General features: G+C 63.4%; 19 protein-coding genes. 6 read left to right on the top strand and 13 right to left on the bottom strand.

Annotated elements, in window-relative coordinates:
- Nucleotides 1-250 precede the first annotated feature (250 nt).
- Nucleotides 251-1,240: a Bug family tripartite tricarboxylate transporter substrate binding protein gene (locus tag BLV07_RS00100; RefSeq protein WP_091878170.1), complete on the top strand. Its 990-nt coding sequence runs from the start codon at nucleotides 251-253 to the stop codon at nucleotides 1,238-1,240.
- Nucleotides 1,241-1,246: 6 nt separating this feature from the next.
- Here the strand turns inward: BLV07_RS00100 and BLV07_RS00095 are convergent, their stop codons facing one another.
- The 11 genes from BLV07_RS00095 to BLV07_RS00045 form a co-directional block, all read right to left on the bottom strand.
- Complete coding sequence (locus BLV07_RS00095; protein WP_091878168.1) at nucleotides 1,247-2,407, bottom strand: MFS transporter; 1,161 nt, start codon at nucleotides 2,405-2,407, stop codon at nucleotides 1,247-1,249.
- Nucleotides 2,408-2,468: 61 nt separating this feature from the next.
- Entirely contained in the window at nucleotides 2,469-3,797 is a 1,329-nt protein-coding gene (locus tag BLV07_RS00090) for an ATP-binding protein (RefSeq protein ID WP_091878166.1), read from the bottom strand.
- Nucleotides 3,794-4,507, bottom strand: a complete 714-nt coding sequence (locus BLV07_RS00085; protein WP_143035310.1) for a response regulator — start codon at nucleotides 4,505-4,507, stop codon at nucleotides 3,794-3,796. The genes BLV07_RS00090 and BLV07_RS00085 overlap by 4 nt, the downstream gene beginning before the upstream one ends.
- A gap of 90 nt (nucleotides 4,508-4,597) precedes the next feature.
- A complete protein-coding gene (locus BLV07_RS00080) occupies nucleotides 4,598-6,559 on the bottom strand; it encodes a MacB family efflux pump subunit (protein WP_091878162.1) in 1,962 nt (653 codons plus the stop codon).
- A gap of 1 nt (nucleotide 6,560) precedes the next feature.
- Nucleotides 6,561-7,790, bottom strand: coding sequence for an efflux RND transporter periplasmic adaptor subunit (locus tag BLV07_RS00075; RefSeq protein WP_091878159.1), 1,230 nt, complete (start codon nucleotides 7,788-7,790; stop codon nucleotides 6,561-6,563).
- On the bottom strand, nucleotides 7,787-9,346 hold the full coding sequence (locus BLV07_RS00070; RefSeq protein WP_244550916.1) for an efflux transporter outer membrane subunit: 1,560 nt from the start codon (nucleotides 9,344-9,346) through the stop codon (nucleotides 7,787-7,789). Before BLV07_RS00070 ends, BLV07_RS00075 begins: the two co-directional genes overlap by 4 nt.
- A 658-nt stretch (nucleotides 9,347-10,004) precedes the next feature.
- Complete coding sequence (locus tag BLV07_RS00065; RefSeq protein ID WP_091878156.1) at nucleotides 10,005-10,358, bottom strand: helix-turn-helix transcriptional regulator; 354 nt, start codon at nucleotides 10,356-10,358, stop codon at nucleotides 10,005-10,007.
- Between the two features lie 67 nt (nucleotides 10,359-10,425).
- Nucleotides 10,426-10,626 (bottom strand): hypothetical protein, encoded by a 201-nt coding sequence (locus BLV07_RS00060; RefSeq protein WP_143035309.1) that lies wholly within the window; start codon nucleotides 10,624-10,626, stop codon nucleotides 10,426-10,428.
- Nucleotides 10,627-10,643: 17 nt separating this feature from the next.
- Complete coding sequence (locus tag BLV07_RS00055; RefSeq protein ID WP_091878152.1) at nucleotides 10,644-10,847, bottom strand: hypothetical protein; 204 nt, start codon at nucleotides 10,845-10,847, stop codon at nucleotides 10,644-10,646.
- A 67-nt stretch (nucleotides 10,848-10,914) separates the two neighbouring features.
- Nucleotides 10,915-11,175, bottom strand: a complete 261-nt coding sequence (locus BLV07_RS00050) for a hypothetical protein (RefSeq protein WP_091878150.1) — start codon at nucleotides 11,173-11,175, stop codon at nucleotides 10,915-10,917.
- Nucleotides 11,176-11,178: 3 nt separating this feature from the next.
- Nucleotides 11,179-11,787 (bottom strand): hypothetical protein, encoded by a 609-nt coding sequence (locus tag BLV07_RS00045; protein WP_091878147.1) that lies wholly within the window; start codon nucleotides 11,785-11,787, stop codon nucleotides 11,179-11,181.
- A 213-nt stretch (nucleotides 11,788-12,000) separates the two neighbouring features.
- On the opposite strand from BLV07_RS00045, the gene BLV07_RS00040 reads away from it, so the two are divergent.
- The 5 genes from BLV07_RS00040 (at nucleotide 12,001) to BLV07_RS00015 (ending at nucleotide 18,190) form a co-directional block, all read left to right on the top strand.
- The gene (locus BLV07_RS00040; RefSeq protein ID WP_283806498.1) at nucleotides 12,001-13,029 is read left to right on the top strand and encodes a toprim domain-containing protein; all 1,029 of its coding nucleotides are present in this window, start codon (nucleotides 12,001-12,003) and stop codon (nucleotides 13,027-13,029) included.
- A complete protein-coding gene (locus BLV07_RS00035; protein WP_091878145.1) occupies nucleotides 13,026-14,234 on the top strand; it encodes an AAA family ATPase in 1,209 nt (402 codons plus the stop codon). Before BLV07_RS00040 ends, BLV07_RS00035 begins: the two co-directional genes overlap by 4 nt.
- 211 nt (nucleotides 14,235-14,445) lie before the next feature.
- Nucleotides 14,446-14,790, top strand: a complete 345-nt coding sequence (locus tag BLV07_RS00030; protein WP_091878143.1) for a hypothetical protein — start codon at nucleotides 14,446-14,448, stop codon at nucleotides 14,788-14,790.
- A 214-nt stretch (nucleotides 14,791-15,004) separates the two neighbouring features.
- Nucleotides 15,005-16,180, top strand: coding sequence for a hypothetical protein (locus BLV07_RS00025; RefSeq protein WP_091878141.1), 1,176 nt, complete (start codon nucleotides 15,005-15,007; stop codon nucleotides 16,178-16,180).
- 1,710 nt (nucleotides 16,181-17,890) lie between these two features.
- On the top strand, nucleotides 17,891-18,190 hold the full coding sequence (locus BLV07_RS00015; RefSeq protein WP_091878139.1) for a DUF1330 domain-containing protein: 300 nt from the start codon (nucleotides 17,891-17,893) through the stop codon (nucleotides 18,188-18,190).
- A gap of 59 nt (nucleotides 18,191-18,249) precedes the next feature.
- Here the strand turns inward: BLV07_RS00015 and BLV07_RS00010 are convergent, their stop codons facing one another.
- Together BLV07_RS00010 and BLV07_RS00005 are read right to left on the bottom strand one after the other, a co-directional pair.
- Nucleotides 18,250-18,495: a DUF6894 family protein gene (locus BLV07_RS00010; protein ID WP_091878137.1), complete on the bottom strand. Its 246-nt coding sequence runs from the start codon at nucleotides 18,493-18,495 to the stop codon at nucleotides 18,250-18,252.
- An 86-nt stretch (nucleotides 18,496-18,581) separates the two neighbouring features.
- Nucleotides 18,582-18,782: a hypothetical protein gene (locus tag BLV07_RS00005; protein ID WP_091878135.1), complete on the bottom strand. Its 201-nt coding sequence runs from the start codon at nucleotides 18,780-18,782 to the stop codon at nucleotides 18,582-18,584.
- Nucleotides 18,783-19,081 lie beyond the last annotated feature (299 nt).

The raw sequence follows: 19,081 nt of genomic DNA, 5'->3' as shown, positions 1-19,081 counted from the left end.
GGTCTAGCAGAACGAGGCGCCGAGTAAACTGGCCGAAAGCCGCATGACTGGCAGACCTGCGCAGATGGCTTGGGTCGACCTCGGCTCATTGAAATAATTCTTGAAAAGGAATGGGTTAGACCAACATGACGCGGCGGTCATGCTGCCGCTCGATCGGACCGGAGCATTGACGGTGGTTACGGATTGCTGCGATGGGATGACAGGGAGCCGGTCCCGCCTCGACTGTAACTACCGCTTCCGGAATTCGAACATGCCTTCCTTCTCGCGGCGACGGTTCGTCTCTGCGCTATCGGGCGCAGCGGCGCTGGCGACCATCCCACGCAGCGGACAAGCCGCCGACTATCCGTCCCGTCCCATTCGACTGGTGATTCCCTACGGGGCTGGCGGATCGGGTGACCAGATCGGGCGCCCATGGGTCGACAAGATGTCAGCGCTGCTCGGCCCGACCTTCGTCGACTATATCGGCGGCGCAGGCGGCGCGATCGGGACTGCCGCGGTCGCGCGCGAGGAGCCCGATGGCTATTCGCTGCTGCTCGGAAACGGCAGCACGCAGGTCATCATTCCCTTGACCTCGGCAAATCCCGGCTATTCCGTCGGCGATTTCCGCGCCATCTACCGCCTGATCAACAGCGCGCTGGTTTTCGCCGTCCATCCGTCCGTGCCCGCGGCCAATCTGCGCGAGTTGATCGCCTATGCGAAGGACAATCCGGGAAAGCTGTCCTACGGGACGCCCGGCGTCGCGACGGGAAATCATTTGGTCGGCGAATCCTTCAAGCAGCAGGCCGGCGCGCTCGACATCGTCCACGTGCCCTATCGCGGCATCGCGCAGGCGACCAATGATCTCGTCAGCGGCCAGATATCGCTCGTCATTGCCGTCATGTCGATCCAGTTGCAGCAGCTGAGCCAAGCCGGCAAGATCCGGCTGCTCGCGGTCACCACCGAAAGGCGGCTGAGCGGCGCGCCTGATATCCCGACGGCGGTCGAATCCGGCATGCCGGATCTCAGATATGAGGGCTGGTTCGGGCTGTTCGCGCCCAAGCGCACCGATGATGCGATCATCGATCGGATCGCCCAGGCTACGCGGTTGGCCATGGCCGATGCCGCGCTCCAGGCAAGCTACCGTGCTCAAGGCATGGAGCCGGACGCCGATTCAAGCCCCGAAAAATTCCAGCGCATCGTCGAGGCGACGACGGCAAGCCTGGCGCCCGTGATCAAATCGATCGGACTGAATCAGTTGTGAGGCCGCTCACGCGCTGACGCGCGATGTCCGGCGCTGCTCCTTCGTCACGACGCCTGCCGACAGCGTGACGAGACCCATCAGCGCGGCCAGCAGCCAGAACGCCGTTGGCAGCCCACTGACGCGAGCAACGAAGCCGACGCCGGCGGGGCCGATGAGGATGCCGGCATAGCCGGCGGTCGTGATCGCCGCCACGGCGAGGCCCGTGGGCATGGCGGTCTGCTTGGCCGCCCGGCGGAACAGCACCGGCACCAGATTCGATGCGCCGAGGCCGATGAGCAGGAAGCCGGCTATGGCCACCGCCGCAACGGGTGCCGTGAGCAGGACCACGAAGCCCGCGATGGCGATGAGGCTTCCCCACAACAGCGTCGTGCGGTCGCCGATGCGCGCGACGACGGCGTCGCCGCCGAGCCGCCCCACCGTCATCGCGATCGAGAACACGATATAGCCGGCGCCGCCCTGCGTCTCCGAGACGAGGCCCGCGCCGATGACGAGCAGCGCTCCCCAATCGAGCATCGCACCTTCGACGAGGAAGGTGATGGCGCCGAGCAGCGCGAGCAAGAGCACCGATCCGTGCGGCAGAACGAACAGCGGACCCTCCTGCACCTGCGCCGAACGCAGCAGACGCGGCCAGGTTACAAACATCGCGATCAGCATCAGGATCGAGCAGATCAGCGTGCAAGTGAGCGCGCCGAGTTGCAGCGAGAGCAGTGCCGTCATCAGCGCGGACCCGGCGAAGCCGCCGATGCTGAACAAAGCGTGGAAGCCGGACATCAGCGGGCGTTTCGCGGCGCGCTCGACCTCCACCGCATGGATGTTCACGGCGACGTCGATCGAGCCGAGCGCGGCGCCGAACGCAAAGAGCGCCAACGCCAGCGCTGCTGGCGAGCTCGCGATCGCGAGCAGCGGCAGGACCAGGGCGAGACCGAGCCCGCCCGCAATGATGATCGGCCTGCTGCCGTAGCGCGCACTCAGGACGCCGGTCAGAAGCATGGCGAGGACCGAGCCGATGCCGAGGCTAAGCAGAAGCAATCCGAGGATGCCGTCGTCGACGCCGAGGCGCGTCTTCGCGAACGGCACCAACGGCGCCCAGCACGCGATGCCGAAGCCCGCGACGAGGAAGGCGAGCCGAGTCGCAAGGCGCGTCGCCGGCCGGTCGACAGAATGCATGGGAACTCCGGGGAAGCAGGCAAGGGTGGGATGCTCCAGAGGCCCCAGAATTGCCGCGCCTTTATGTCCGAGGCTTGCCCGAATTGTCGCAGGCAGCGCTTGAAAGCTGCAAGCGGACGCGCAGGCCGCTGGGCTTATTGTCGAGCAGCTGAAGCGTTCCATCATGTGCGATCACGATCGCCTGCGCGATCGAAAGGCCGAGGCCGAATCCGGCCCTCTCGTCCATGTTGCGGGCGTCCTCTCCGCGCACGAAGGGCTCCAGCATCGCCGCCTTCCTCTCATCGGGAATGCCGGGTCCGTCGTCGGAGACGTCGATGACGATCTCGTTTCCGGGCGTCGACAGCTCGACGCGGACGTCGGTTCCGAATCGCGTTGCGTTCTCGACCAGATTGGTGACCGCGCGAATGATCTCGTCCGGCCGCATGACGAACGCGGCACGGTCGGGGCCGGAATAAGTCACGGCGTGTCCGCAATCCGAGAACTGCTCGCAGACCATTTGAAGGAGCGCGGCAACGTCCACCAGGGTCGGCTTGACAGAGCTTTCGTTGCGCAGCAACGAGAGCACCGATTCGAGCATCGATTGCATCTGGTCGAGGTCGCGCACGGTCTGCATGCGCTGCGCCGCATCCTCGATATATTCCGAGCGCAACCGCAGCCGCGTGATCGGCGTGCGCAGGTCATGGCTGATGGCTGCGAGCATGCGGGTTCTGTCGTTCATCAGCGTGGTGATGCGCTCGCGCATCCGGTTCAACGCTCTTGCCGCGGACCTGATCTCCTCCGGACCGTTTTCGGGCAGCGGCGCAGATGATCCGTTCAAGCTGAAGTCCTCTGCAGCGCGCGCGAAGGCCGACAACGGCGAGGAGAGCGCGCGACCGGCCCAGACGCCGAGCAGCGTCACGCTCGCCACCAGGAACAGCAACGTAGAGGTCCAGAGGCCGCTGACGAAGGCCGGCATTTTGGGCGATCCGATCGTGGCCTCGAGCACGTCGTCCTTTGAGAGGTGAAACCACACACGATCGTGTTCTGACGTGCTGCCGCGAATGAGGTCGACCTCACCGTCGAGCGGCGACGGGACGTTCAGTGTCCGCTCCGGCAATGGCACGGTGGAGGCGGAAACGCCTTCCAGCAATTGAAGCTTCAACGCGGGAAAGGTTCGGCTGACGTTCTCGAGAACGAGAGCTCGCTCGGCTTGTGGCGTGTTGGCGATGATCCGAACGATCAGCGCAAACTGCTCGAGCGGCCTGTCAGCCAGAATTTTCGGACGGTTGAGCAGGAAATAGCCGGCGATCAGGACATGGATGAGGATCAGCGACACCAGCACCAGGGCCGCGATCTGGCCGCTGATCCGCCTGAAGCTGAACAGCGTGACGATGTCGGCGGCGCGGCTCATGCTTCCTCCACCACAGGCGTGAAGATGTAGCCGCCGGTGCGGACGGTCTTGATCACGGACGTCCCTTCCGTGCGGTCGAGCTTGCGGCGCAGCCGGCTGACCAGCACGTCGATGCTGCGGCCAAAGCTTGCGCCGGCACGTCCCCGCGTCATGCTGAGCAGGCTGTCACGGGTCAGGATGCGGCCGGCCCGTTCGCAGAATGCCTGCAGCAGATCGAATTCGGCGCTGGTCAGCGGCACCTGCGCACCCTCGGGATCGCGCAATTCCCGCAGGCGCAGATCGATCGTCCAGCCCTGGAATTTCAGCCGGCTCGCCGTCGCACTGGCCGCAAGGCCGCTCGATTGTCGGCGCAGGACGGCGTTGATCCTGGCGAGGAGTTCGCGCGGGTTGAAGGGTTTCGGCAGATAGTCGTCGGCCCCCATCTCGAGGCCGAGGATGCGGTCGAGATCCTCGCCCTTCGCGGTGAGGATGATGATCGGGGTCTTGGAGTCCATGCGCAGGCGACGGCAGAGGCTCAAGCCGTCCTCGCCCGGCAGCATCAGGTCGAGCACGATGAGATCGACGCGGTTCTGCGTCAAGTGACGGTCCATCTCTTTGCCGTTCGTGACGGCGTCGACCGAGAATTTATGATCGCGCAGATAGCGCGCGATAAGGTCGCGGGTCTGCTGATCGTCCTCGACGATCAGGATGCTCTGCGTGCCGTTTGTCATGATTGAGATCGCATCGGGGCTGCCGATCGTTGGTCGATGTGCGGACGAATGTCTCGTCCGAAGAACTACGGTCATGGGGCAATCCTACGGTCAGTCACGGCTCAACGCCACCACGGGGTCGAGGAAGGCGGCCCGCCGGGCCGGGAAGAAGCCGAAGGCGATCCCGATCCCTGTCGAGGTCAGGAACGCCGCGCCGATCGAGAACGGCGAATAGCTGACCTGGAATCCCGGGATCGCGATGTTGATCACGGTCCCGAGCAGGATCGCGACGAGAATGCCGGCGATGCCGCCGATGGACGAGATCAACGTCGCCTCCACCAGGAACTGCTGGAGGATGTCGCTGCGCCTGGCGCCGACCGCCATGCGCACGCCGATCTCGCTGATCCGCTCCGAAACGGACACCAGCATGATGTTCATCACGCCGATGCCGCCGACGATCAGCGAGATCACCGCGATCGCGGCCACGAGGAAGGCCAGGGTCTGCGTCGTGCTCGTGATGGTGCGGCGGATGTCGTCGGTGTTGAGGATGACGAAATCCTTGACGTTGTGCCGCCGCGTCAGCAGCGTGGTCACCGCATCCTGCGCCAGCGCGGTCGAGATCTCGTCGCTGATCCGGAGCAGGATGCTGCGAAGCGAGCGGTCGCCCGTGAACTGCGCCTGCACGGTGGTGTACGGAAGATAGACCGAGAGGTTCTGGTTCGAACCGAAGCCGCCCTGCTGCTGGGCGATGACGCCGACGATGCGGCAGGGCACCTTGCCGAGCCAGATGACGCGGCCGATGCCTGAGGTCTGGTCGTCCGCGAAGAAGGTCTTGCGGGTATTGTCGTCGATGACGGCCTGCCGCTCGATATTGCGGACCGCATCGGTGTCGAACAGGCGTCCTTTCGCCAGCTTGGCACCCTTGACTTGGAAATAGCTCTCGCCGACGCCGTTCACCAGCACGTTGGATTCGTTGCCGCGGTACCGAACGGTGGTGCTGGTGGAGACCGTCGGCGTGACCCCGGCGATGAAGCCCTGGCGGTCGAGCGCGCGGGCATCGTCGAGCACCAGCGTCTTGATCTTGCCGGCACGGGCATCGCCAAAGTCCTTGCCCGGAAAAACCTCGATCGTGTTGGTGCCGAGGCTTGCGATATCGGACAGCACCTTGCGCTGCGAGGCGTTGCCGAGCGCGACGACGGACGACACCGCCGCGATGCCGATGATGATGCCGAGCATGGTCAGGAAGGCGCGCAGCCGGTGCGCGGCCATCGCCACCAGCGCCATCCGCGATGCTTCGCGCAGGCGTCGCAACGCACCGGACCAGCCGGCGTCGCCGTCCCAGGACGCCCTGACAATCGGAGCGGACGGCTCCGCGATGACGGCGGTCTCTGCGCGGCGGTCGGCGACGATCCTGCCGTCGCGCAGCTCGATGATGCGCTCGGCCTGCGCGGCGACGTTGGCATCGTGGGTAACGATGATGATCGTCCGCCCCTCGCGGTGCAGTTCGGCCAGGATGCGCAGGACCTCCTCGCCGCTGTGCCGGTCGAGCGCGCCGGTCGGCTCGTCCGCCAGGATGACCTCGGCTCCGTTGATCAGTGCGCGCGCGATCGAGACGCGCTGCTGCTGGCCGCCGGAAAGCTGGTTGGGGCGATGGCCGCGCCGGTCGTTCACGCCCAGTCTTGCGAGCAGCTTCTCTGCGCGCGTGCGGCGCTCCCGGGCCTTCATTCCGGCATAGACGGCGGGGATCTCGACGTTCGCGCCGGCCGAGAGGTCGCCGAGCAAATGATAGCGCTGGAAGATGAAGCCGAAATGCTCGCGGCGCAGCGCCGCCAGCGCATCGGCATCGAGCTCGGAGACGTTCTTGCCGGCGACGCGATAGGTGCCGGAGGTCGGACGGTCGAGGCAGCCGAGGATGTTGAGCAGCGTCGATTTGCCCGATCCGGACGAACCGATGATCGCGACCATCTCGCCGGGCTGGATGCTGAGCGAGAAGTCGTCGAGTGCGATCACACTGGTGTCGCCGGCCGCGAACTCACGCTGGACGTTCTGAAGCGCGATGATCGGATCGGTCACGTCACGGACCTCCCGGCGGGCCGCCCGGCATGCCGTGCGATGCGGTTTGCTCGTTCGCTTCTCCGGTAACGACCCGTTCGCCATCGTCGAGGCCGGACCTGATCTCGACCGTGGTGCGGTCGTTGAGGCCGGTCTTGACCTCGCGCTCGCGAACCTCACCCGACGCATCGAGGGTGCGGACGGTGCTGCGGCCATCGGATTTGCGCGTCAAGGCGAGCGCGGGGATGACCTTCACGCGTTTGGCCTCGCCGGTGACGATATGTACCTCGGCGGTCATGTAGGTGCGTAGCGCAAGGTCCTTGTTCGGCACGTTGAAGACGCCGATGTAGTAGATCGCCGTGCTGGTCGAGCTCGACGAACTCGTGCTCGAGGTCGAACTGGTGGTGGTCGAAGAGAAACTGGCGTCGCTCTTGATCGATTCGGGCGCCGGCTCGATCTGCTCCAGCCGGGCCTCGTAGCGATGGTCCTGGTCGCCGAGAATGGTGAAGTAGAGCGATTGCCCGGGCCTGACCTTGACGATGTCGGCCTCTGAGATCTCCGCCCGCACGGTCATCGTCTCGAGTTGGCCGAGCACGACGATGGTCGGCGCTGACTGCACCGCGTTGACGGTCTGTCCCTCCTGCACCACGGTGGCGAGCACGGTGCCGTCGATCGGTGCGGTGATGCGGGTGTATTCGAGGTTCACCCGCGCCGTCTCGACGCTGGCCTCGGCACCCACGATCAGCGCCTCCAGGGCCGCGATCTGGGCCCGGGTCTGGCGCACGGTCGAATCCGCGCTGTCGAAATCGCTGCGCGACGTCGCACGCTGCGCCAATGTCGCCTGCTGGCGTGCCAGGTTGGCCTCGGCCAGCACGAGCGCGGCCTCCTTCTCGACCTTCTGTGCACGGTAGTTCTTCAGCGACGCCTCCGAGCTCCGCAAATCGTTCTGCTTGGTGACGGGATCGATCTGGGCGATGACGTCCCCGGCCTTGACGCTGTCGCCGACGCGCACGTTGAGCGCGGTGATCCGGCCCGACACTTGCGCGCCGACGGCGGTCAGTCGCGCCGGCTTTAGCGTGCCGCTCGCGAGCACCTCCTCGCGCAAATCGCTGACGGTGACGGGCGCGGTGATGTAGGATTGCGCCTTGTTCGATGTGCCCGGAAAGCGCGTCGCCGCGACGACGCCGGTGACCACGGCGGCAATGAGCGCGGCAGTGATCTTCAGCCGCCTGGCGGTGATGATGGCAGTCACTTGACCGTCTCCCGCCGGTGAGGTCCCGTGTCCGCGTCGACGATGATCGGCGCCGATACATCGATCGGATCGGCCCAGCCGCCGCCAAGCGCCTTTGCCAGCGCGATGTAGTCCTTGGCCGTCGACACCTTGCTCTGGATCAGCGAATCCTCGGCTGAATAGAGCGAGCGCTCGGCGTCCAGCACGTCGATGAAGCTGGCGCTGCCGGTCTCGAACAGCGATCGCGACAGGCGCGCAGCCTCGCGATAGTTCTTGGCCGCTTCGGACAGCTTGGTGGCGCGAATCCGTTCGCGCGACAGCGAAACCAGCGCGTTCTCGACATCCTCGAGCGCGGTGAGCAGGCTCGAATGGAAGGTGGCGAAGGCCTGGTCGCGTTGTGCTTCGGCGATCCTGACCGCCGCCTGTCGCTTGCCGGCGTCGAACACCGGCACGGTGACCGAGGGGCCGACCGACCAGCTCACGCTGGAATATTTGGCGAGATCGCCGGCCCGCAGCGCCGACGTGCCGACCGAGCCGGTCAGCGACACCGCCGGGTAGCGGTCGGCTTCGGCTTGCCCGATCTTGGCGGTCGCCTGCGCCAGCTTGCGCTCGGCACTCGCCACGTCGGGACGGCAGGTCAGGAGATCGGCGGGTATGCCCGTCGGCAACGGCATCCGCGGCGCAGGCACGGGTGCGGACTGCGCCAGCAGCGAGGCGACACCATCGGGCGGCCGTCCGAGCAGGATTCCGAGCCGGTGGATGTCGGCCGCGAGCGCGGCCTCATAGGTTGGAACGTTGGCTTCGGTGCTGGCGGCTTGCGCAGTGGCTTTGGCGAGATCGACGGCGTTGCCGCTGCCGGCCTCATATTTGCTGCGGGTGAGTTTTTCGGTGTCGCGCTGCGAGACCGAGGTGCGCTGCGCCAATGCGATCCGGGCCTGATAGCCGCGCGCGTCGACATAATAGGCGGCAACGTCGCCGATCAGCGTGACGAGGCTGTCGCGCAGATCCTCGACGGCGGATTGCTCGGAGCGCAGCGCCGCCTCGATGCTCCGTTGCGTGCCTCCGAACAGATCGAGCTCCCAGCTCGAATCGAAGCTCGCCTGGTGCAGCGCGTAGGGCGCGCTGTCGACGAGGACAGAGCTGGATCCCGCACTGGTCTTGTTGTCCGTCACCGAGGCCGTTCCGCTCACGGAGGGAAACAGGCCTGCGGTCGTCTGCTGCAACGTGGCGCGCGCCTCGCGCACGACCGCTTTTGCCTTCGCGACATCGGGGTTGGCCTCGACGGCTTGCTCGATAAGCCGGTTGAGCAGCGGGTCGCGCAGGCGCAGCCACCAACGATCGAGATGGCTGGTCTGCCGTCGGGAGAGGGATTTGACGCTCCAATGCGAAGGCAGGTCCAGCCTGGGCGGACCGGCATAATCCGGCCCCACCGCGCAGCCCGTCAGTGAGCCGATCATCATCAGCGCGACGCAAATCGATCCGGCGTGCGAACGAGCTGCGTGCAGCAGGCGGGGCGTCGAATGATGGTTCTCCTTTGCGGATGGCATGGGAACGACGAAGAACAAGTGTGACGGCATCAAATCGGCTGAAATCCATTGGCCTGACCCCGGGAAAGGGCTCCGGCGACCTTCCGAGGGGAAGGACGAGACAGGGGCCACTAGCCGGGGGATCGTGGCCTTTCGACAGGCGGAATGTTGCTGGATATGAACAGATGTTGCCCGACATCTCGGCGCCGGGCGAGACTGCCCGTCGGGCAAAACACCGCGCTATTCCGACACGCATCGGTGTCAAGCCGCGCCTGCAAAAAAATTATGCTTTACCGAAATTCGGATTTATCGTATGTGTTGCCCATCCTGGCTTACCCTTGAGGGGCGATCATGTGTCGTGATGATCGCAGAGCCGGGGAGCGGTGGACGCGGCAGTGTCGGGCGCGAAAGCTAAGGGCAGGGCGGATTGCTCTCCGTGAGCCCAAGGCTTCGTGCGGACGAACGGCGCTGTCAGGTTCGTCTCGCCAGCAAGTTTCCGGCTCCGTCGACAGGGGTTGGAAAAACTGCTGCGAATAGCGAACCGTGCGTACGGCAAAACCGTGTGGTCCTTGCTGCAAGTCTTATTTCTGTTAACCCAAAACTGGATAAAACGTAAAGAGACCAAAGGCTTAGGTGATGCTCGCGGCCAAAGAAAAAGGCCCGCCGAAATGCGGCGGGCCCCAATAGGCCCCAGTCTCATCAATAGGCGCTAGTCGGAGCTACCCGAAGCCCGACGGCCGCGCCCCTTGCCCCGGCGACGGTTCGGAACATAGGCGTCAACCTCGCGCTGCCAGCGCGCGATCTCGGACGAAAGCCAAAGCCTGCGGTTCGGGCTTACGAAAGTCCCCTTGGGAAACGTGCCATCTCGCATCATCCTATAAAGCGTGGCTCGCCCGATCGGAATGAGTTGCAGAAGTCGTTGCTCGTCGATCATCTGGCGCGGCTCGTCGGGATCGTGCTCGCGTCGAGACCCTGCCGTATCGAGTGGCGAAGCGCCGCTGTCGTCCAACTCAACGAGATCGGCGCCGCTCGGGGCGATCGGTTTCGATTTGCGATCGATCATTGAACCAACTCCTCACGCAAACTCTTACTCGTCCTTCGCGCGCCGCTCGTGCTCGACCGGGCGGGTCCTAACCTTCGCGTTCGAGAGCGGCCAGCGTTCGCAAGCCGTACCGATCAATGCCGCGCTCGAGCGTCTCAATTGAACGATACGTTCCGATGATCCGTTTCTCGTCGTAGCGCTCCACGAGCTTGAGCGCGCCGCTGCCACTCCCTCGAACCATGAGGCCAAGGTGATTTGCGTAAGCCCGAACCCTTTGCTCTCGTGTCATGTCAGTCCTCCCACCTTTCATTCGAGCGGTGGCGCAGCCTCAATACCCTCGCGGTGAAGCTTGAATGACAGGCGGGACAACACGGTATCGATGCGCTCCAACTCGCGCACCGCGATGCCGAGATCGCTGTCGTCAACGATGGAGCCCTCCTCATCACGCCGAAGATCGGTGCCGAGAGCAGCGGTGATCTCGCTGATCCCGTCGCCGATGTTGATGAGCAATTGCCTAATGTCGTCTCGGGTCATCATGGTTCAGCTCCCCCGAAGGCAGGTCCGGCCGGATCGCGCATCAAACCTTCGCGGCCATCGACGTTGACTTGCCAACATTGCCCTTCGGTCGCGCCGCGTTCTCTTGCTCGGCGATCCACGCGCGCAATGTGCTGCGCCGGGCGTAGATCGTTTCGCCCAAGCGAAAGACCGGCAGACCTGAATTGGCGATCAGGTAATAGATGCGCCTCCGCCTGCCTCTCGGGCCGAACAGAAACCGGGCGATCTCGTTCGCGCCTTCGAGCAAGTCGTCGGCAATACGGTCATTGTCCTGCGCCTTCATGGCTCACTCCTGCGTGCGTAAAGCATCAGCGACAGCCAGGATTGTCCGATCGGTGATTGTCGTCGTGACTTTGCGGTCACCACGGACCTTGGGTTCAGGCTGTCGTTGATCTTTGAAGGAGACAAAATCCATGGTGCTGCTCCGAAAGATCGAAATTCCGAGCAGGATTGATGGAATGTTGTCGAACGCGATAGAGAAACGATACGCCTCATTTGGGAAGGGCTTTCGCCCCAAAACGTGGTTCCGGCTCCCGAACAGGGAGACCGTTTTCATGACGTAGTTGGCGAGGCATTTTCGCCGTGCCGACCAGATCAGTTCTTCGAATTCGGTGCCGAATTCGCTGCCAGCCTCGCTGGCCCTCTGATTTCGCTTCGCTCGAAGCGCCCGATATTCGGCGACGGCAGCCGGTGCGGTGCGCGCTGTATCCGCCACATTGATGCCGATCAGCAGGTTCGCCACATCACGTTCGTCCATTTGCGTGGCCGAACGTCCTCGCCCGAAAGTCCTGACAAGTCCTGCTTCGCGGATGGCCCGGGCCAGCGCGTTGACGCGCTCCACGTCAATCGCTTCCTCAGTGGAAATGATAGCTACCAGTTGGGCCAACGTCGCCATGCAAAACTCCTAACGTAAAGTTTGCCAACCGGGTGCCGGTGTGTCAACCTCGTCCGGAAAAATTGCGGACGGTGTCGGCGGTGAGCACCACCTGAAACGACAACGCCGCCCCGGCAGGGGGCGGCGCTTCACAGTCTGCCGACCGGGCAGGGTCGGGCCGTCGTCACGGTGCCGAAATATGCCGGGTCGGTGCGTCTCGCAAGAGGCCACGAAATGACCGGTAAGCTCCTCACGGCCCGCGACGATTGGCTCGACCGCGCCCGCAGCGTGACCGTCGCGTCGGTCTTGCAGCAGCGCGGCATCACCTTGAAAGGCCGCAACGGCCATCTCGCAGGCCCGTGTCCGAACTGCGGCGGCCGGGATCGCTTCGGGGTCAACCTCAAGAAAGGCAACGGCGGCGTCTTTCATTGTCGCGGCTGCGGCGCCAGCGGCGGCGACGCGATCAGTTTGGTGATGTTTCTCGATAGCGTCGATTTCCTGCGCGCGGTCGAGACGCTGGCCGGGCGGCCACCCGACGGCAGCACGGAAACCGACGACGAGCGCCGCGCCCGCGAAGCGCAGGCCGTCGAGAGGCGCGAAAGGTTGGAGCGCGAGCGGATCGAGCGCGAAGCGCGCGAGGCGGCGGAGTTGCGGGAGACGATCGGATATTGCGAGCGCCTTTGGTCCCAGACGGTGCCGCTGCCGCCAGAGGCCATCGCCTATTTCGCCCGTCGCGGCATCACGCTCGACGACGTGCCCGATCAAGGCGGACTGCGCTTCCTCTCCGCGTGCCCCTTCGACGGCGTCACCCTGCCGTGCATCGTGGCTCGCTTCACCGATCCGGTGACGAACGGACCTGGCGGTCTCTGGCGGCGTCCGCTGAGCGGTGAGAAGCCGAAAAGCATCGGGCCGATCCGGGCGCGGGTAATCCGCCTGTGGCCCGACGAGTATGTCGAACAGGGCTTGGTCATCGGCGAAGGCATCGAGACCACGCTCGCCGCTGCCACGCGCGCGATCCACTGCGGCACGCTACTGCGTCCGGCTTGGGCATGCGGTCACGCGGACAATCTCAGGAATTTTCCGATCCTAACCGGCGTCGAGGCTCTTACGATCCTTTGCGACAATGACATGAGCGGCACGGGTCAGGACGCCGCAAGCGAATGTGCGGAGCGGTGGGAGGCGGCGGATCGATGGGTTGAGGTGCTGACACCGATCCAGATCGGTGCCGACTTCGACGATCTCGCAATGCGGGGCCTGATATGACCGACGCCCCGTTTCGCAGCAAAATCTATGATGGATCATCGCGTCAACGTGACGAAGCGCCCGACGCGCGCGAGATAGCGACGAAATCGATCGCAGCCACGCCCTTTATCTACTGCGATCCGGCAAGGATTCCTCCGCGCCAATGGCTCTACGGCCGCCACTACATCCGGCAGTTCCTGACTTGCACGATCTCGCACAGCGGCATGGGCAAGACCTCGCTGGCGATCACGGATGCATTGGCAATGGCGAGCGGCAGGCCGTTGCTTGGCGTTGCACCGACCGAACGCGCCCGCGTCTGGATTTGGAATGGTGAGCACCCACGCGACGAACTGGATCGTCGGATCGCAGCGGCCATGCAGCAGCACAAGCTAACGGCGCAGGACATCGGCGATTACCTGTTTCTCAACTGCCGAGAAACGCCGATCACGCTTGCAACGCAAACCCGAGCGGGGATCGTGATCGCGCAGTCGGTGGCGGAGGAGATCATCGCGACCATCAAACAGAACCGGATCGACGTGCTCGTCGTCGATCCCTTCATTCGCAGCCACCGGGTCGGCGAAAGCGATAACAGCGCGATCGACAGTGTGGTGTCGCTATGGGCGACGATCGCCGACAAGACAAATTGTTCAATCGAACTATTGCACCACTCGCGCAAGACAGGAAATGCGGAGGCCACGATCGAGGACGCTCGCGGCGCATCGGCGCTCATTAGTGCGTCGCGCTCGGCGCGGGTGTTGAACCGCATGACCGAGAACGAGGCCAAGCGGGCTGGCATCAGTCCGAGCGAGGCATGGCGCTATTTCCGCGTCGAAAATGGCAAGGCCAGCATGGCGACACGGCCCGAGAAGGCCGATTGGTACAGGCTCGCCTCCAATATACTCGCCAATGGCGATCACGTCGGCTCAGTCGTCGCGTGGTCATGGCCGGACCCATTCGACGGCGTGAGCGTCCACGATCTCCGGGCAGCACAACAGGCGGTCAGCCAGGGTGGACCTTGGCGCGCCGACATCCGGGCGGACATGTGGGTCGGCAAGCCCATTGCCAAGGCGCTCGGGCTCAACGTCCGGAAGGGTGCGGATCGGGAGAAGGTGAAGCGCCTGCTCAAGACATGGACCGAAAACGGCATGTTCGAGCACGTCGAGCGGAAGGACACCGACCGGCACTCGTATGTTTTCGTCGAGGTTGGGCAATGGGCCGACGACTAGCGAAGCGCGGCAGTAAGTCAGCGGAACCGGGGTGCGGAAGTCAGTCAAAGGAACTTCCGCAAAACTTCCGCAAGACTTCCGCAGTGCTAGTGACGGGAGGCTGCGGAGGTAGTTGTTTTTCCCTATAGGGAAAAACAACCTCCGCACCCCCGCACGAAAGCCTGCGGAGGTCGTCGAGCCGAAACTCCCGCACGGGACTAGCGCTGCCGCAATGATCGCCCGCTTCTCGGCAGACGAGTTGGCCGCGCTGAGGGCCGCGTTGCACACCGAACCCGGCCAGCGGCGGCCGGAGACGCAACGGGCGATCCAAGAGCGCGACCGCTTGCTCAGGCGGTTTGCTGCTCGGTACTATCCCGGCTTCACGCGAAATCAGCAGGCCAAAGCGATCCATGCCGAGTTGCGCCGCTACGCTGGCAGCACATGGCTGCGCAGTCGCGTCGATCGCGAATGCCGCCACCGCGACGATCGCCGCCGCTTGATCTGGCAAATTCTGCAACTGCGCGGCGGGCACGTCCCGGCGGTCCGGACAATCTTCGGCATTCTCGTGCCCGACTAGGCGGAAGGCGCGCGGCGTCCCGACGAAGGAATTGCGCTCGCTCGTCAAGATCAGGTTGAACGAAGAAAAGAACCGCGAGATTTACGAGGACTTGGAAGCCGATCAGCAGCAAATCCTTTCGATGCTGGCTGGCGAAGCGCAAGGCCGATGCTGCTGTTTCAAATGGGACCATCTCATAACGATCTTTGCAACGAGCTAGGACTATTCGCTGCAAATGAACCGCGCTGTGATCGCGTCGTCGATCATCGAGCGAGGTGACACCATGGCGGATCGGTATCAGCACTATGGTTTCGGCCACGACCGGCCAGCGATCAGCAACGAGGCGATGGGCTTCGCGGCAGGCGATGCCAGCGCGAGCATTGTCTCCGGCCCGATCCCCGGCATGCTCGTGATCAACACCGGCGATCCGCTGGACCTGCTGCCCCCGGCAGCGCGCGAAACAGTTGAGGACCTGAGACGCCGACGCGAAGAATTCACACTGCTGTACCGCGTTGATTTCGAAAACGAACAGGCGCTGCGCGCCGAAATCTTCAAGCACGAGGCTCGCATCGCCGAATTGCAAAAACCGCGCGGCGAAGGCGGCTTCAATCTCGGTAGCGACGCGCCGCAGGTCGTCGCCGAGCAAGAGAAGATGGATCAGGCGCGCGGCAATCTCAACCGGCTTTTAGCCGTTAAAGAGGCGCGGTCTGCCGAAGGCAAGCACCTAGGCGAATTGCTGCGAAATATCGAGCAGGCGATCGCCGTGCGTCCGGCGGGCACTGTCGCCAAGATGGTGGACGGTGAAATACCGGCTTTCAAAGGAGATGTCCTCAACGCCGTCGAAAATCGTCGCCGCAGGCTGCGCGAGCTTGAAAGCGATCTGAACCGCGTCCGCTGCGCGCCCCATCCGAGCGCGGTTCGCAAGGCGGCCATGATCGCTCAAGTCGAGGCGCTGGCGGAGCAGGGACGGCCGGACGCGGCCAGCAGCATCGAGTGCGGCGAGCCCATTCGTTGGCCTCTCGAACGTTTCCAGTGCGATATCTTCAACGTCGCTCCTGGCGCTATCGGCTTCGGGCAGCTAACCAACGTCGTCGCGTTCATGTGTTGGTGGGATCGAGAAGGCATGATCAAGCGGCTGTCCGGCGAGATCGACGAATGCGCCGACGATGCCTCCGCCCTCGATGCCAAATCCCGCGCCGAGAAAGAAAGCGAGGTGCTGGCCGATATTCTCGCGGCTTCGCGCGAGGAATGCTTGCTGATCGCGCTCGCGCAGTCGCAGGGCCTGCCCGTGGCTTATCGGCCTGATTGCGATCTGCGCGCGATCCTGCAATTCGAGTGGGTCGCCGCGCCTTCGCCGGAGCCGCGCGAGGGCGCGGGCGAGGCTGGCGTCATTCGCCATTTCGGTCAGTGAGATTTTCGAGATGCGCCGCCGGTTTCGCGCATGGGCAGGCGGCGCTTTCGGCGCGGCGGATGGGCGGTGCTCCTCCCTGTCCGCCGCGTACCATGTCGAGTGCAGCCCCTCGCAAGAGCGGGCTGTGCTGATTTCAGACGTACGACAGGATCCCGCGAGAGCCCGCGTATTCGGCGCGCTCTTTGCAAATGCTTCTCCCAACTGTGCATCAAACAGCGGCGGAGAATATTGCCAATGCAAACAACCCGACCGATACCGCGCCTGCCAAGATCGCTGCCGCCATGAAAGCGACATCATTCTCTCCGCGCGGAGGCCGAGCCGGACCTGCCAACATACTCATGACAGACCTCCCCGGCGAACCTGTCCAGTCTCGCGCTGTGCGCAGCCGCCTGCAACCTCAAACACTTCTTCGATTTGGACAACGTGGCTGACTATCTAATGACCTCCTGTCCGCGTTGGGTTCGAAAATGCGAAGAACTCAGGCTGAGCACATCAAGTCCGCTACTGTCCACTGACCCGACTTCACCGATCAGAGAGGTCGTCGAGACTTTCGTGCCTAAGCGACCGCCACTTGCTCTTTGCCCCGGTAAATGGGGTACGAGCCGTTTACCGGCGCGTACGCGAGCCTGCGCAGTCCTCCATAGGCCCCGCCGACAGCGCACAGGCGGCGCTCCCACGTAATCAAACTGCAAAATCGTCCAGGTGAAATATTCTCAAAGAGGGCGGTCGCGCGTCCCCCCCGGTCCTCGCCGCAATCGGTAGGACCCGATGAAATGGCGCAGATCGCATGCTGCATCGCAGGGCCAGTTGACACTTAACGTTTTTGTTCTGGCGCTGCTCAGTTTCCGGGCGCACACTATGCTGTCGCCGCGCGAAGCCTTGGCAGTTATCGGTGATGAGAACGCCGGTTGCGCTCCCGCCAGTGCTCGAAGGGATGGAGCAAATGCCAGAGCCTCATCGTTTGACACAAACAAGTCCGCTTGACGAACGCCTTGCAGAGCAAGCACGACGGCTGCGCAAGCAGGCTCAAGGCACCCCGCCGGGCATTGACCGCGAGCGCCTTGTCCGCAGGGCCCGCCAAGCCGAGACAGGTTCCCACATATTTGAGTGGCTGAACTCACGCGGGCTACAACCACCAAAATGAGTTCGGTTAGCAATGGCGGTTCCAGCTTGAACCCCTCCGCCGGCTTGTTCGTTAACGGGCATCACCGGCAAACTAACTTGGCCGCCGGTGGCTGAGAGATCAACCGTTCTCCCGCCGAACGTTACAGAGGCGAGAGCGATGCATCGCAAGCGCTCTATCCCACACACGTTTCGCGAACTCTTGTCCGCTGAAAAAGCTTGCCTCGAAGTGCAATTGGAAAATACGAGCCAACAACAACAGCGCGAATTGATCGAGCGGAGACTGCGCCAGATCGAAACGGTGTCTCGGATGGATAGGTGGATGGCGTCGGCTGAATTACAGCCGCCCCGTTAGGCACCGCCTCAATTCCGGCCAAGATTTTTCAAAGTTCAAGCAACTCACCGACGTTACAGCCTGTCCTGCCCCGGCAAGGCTGGCTGCTTTCGGGAGTGTCGATCGAGATTGCTCAAACCGATGTCCGCGAACCGGCGGAGATCGCGGCTCTCCACTTTTGGGACAGAACCACTTTGGGACAGAGCCACGATCCGTGATAGGCTTCTGGCCGGAGACGATGCCGGAGAGCGGCCATGCCGAAGGCTTACGTGATCGCTGAGCACCTCATCACCGAGCCCGCCGTATTCGAGGAGTACCGGGTCAAGGTTGGGCCGATGATCGAAAAATATGGCGGGCGCTATCTGACCAAGGGCAACGCGCATCAATTCCCCGAAGGCGGTCACTGGGAGCCAGACCGCGTTGTCATCATCGAATTCCCGGACAAGCAATCGCTCGACGCTTGGTACAACTCGCCTGAGTATCAGCCGCTCATAAAATTACGCAAAGAGAGCACGAGTGATCTCGATATGCTGATCACGCTTGAGGGCGTGTAGCCTACACATCCACGAATTCTCCGATAAAGCCGGTTTGCACCAACTGAGCGGCCTCACTGCTATAGCGGCTCGACCTCAAAGGTGAACTTCACCTGCAACACAGGACTGGAGCCATCCCGAACCTCGATCGCCATGTGGCGCTTGCCGGGTGCCGGAAGGAGGGAGGTGTGCACCGCATCTCTCGCCATATCGGCAAGTGACTTCGCCGCCTCCGCTTGTACGGCGGGGAAGCCAGAAAGCTCCAATCCCTCCTCATCGGGGATCAGTTCGTTTTCGTCGCGCAAATCGAAAAAGTAACGTGGCATGGCTCGGCATCCCGTATTTCTTCAAAGCCCAAAGCAGTGCACCGGAAGGTGTTCCTTATCGAATTGCTTGGAACCTCGCAGACGGCTCAACGGCGAGATTTGTTCCCATGCTCAGTACCGGGAACGATTGTCGGTGCGCGCTCCTCTAGTTTCCGAAGCCGTTCGATTTGCGTTTTAAGGCTCTCTGGTTGGTCCGGCTCAGGCTTCAGCGCCGCGCGCAATTTCTCGCCGATCTCTTTAGCGATTGCCCGGCTGTATTTATGGTCTATGTCGATGGGGCGGGGCATAACGGAACTCCGTGCCTACCCCTTTCTCGCAGCTTCTCCGCCTGCGAGTACGGCTGCCCTAATCAAGGAACCGGAGACCGTCGCTTTTGGCTATCTACGCGAGCGCTTGCATTCAGAACAGCGGACCGCTCGCAGCGGCCTTTGGCTATCCCGCGATCTGCGCCGTATCGGTAACGGCGAGCGGCGGTCTCGTGTTCTTCCAAAGCCTTGGCAGGCGCTTTCGTTCCTTGGGATCGCGACGCAGGCCTCCATTCGAACGAGGAAACGAACAGCACTCGGAACCATTTCTAAGAGCACCC

Origin of the sequence: Bradyrhizobium sp. Rc2d (genome assembly GCF_900099855.1) — a bacterium.
Taxonomy (GTDB): Bacteria; Pseudomonadota; Alphaproteobacteria; order Rhizobiales; family Xanthobacteraceae; genus Bradyrhizobium.
This window is presented reverse-complemented; position numbering and strand designations above follow the sequence as displayed.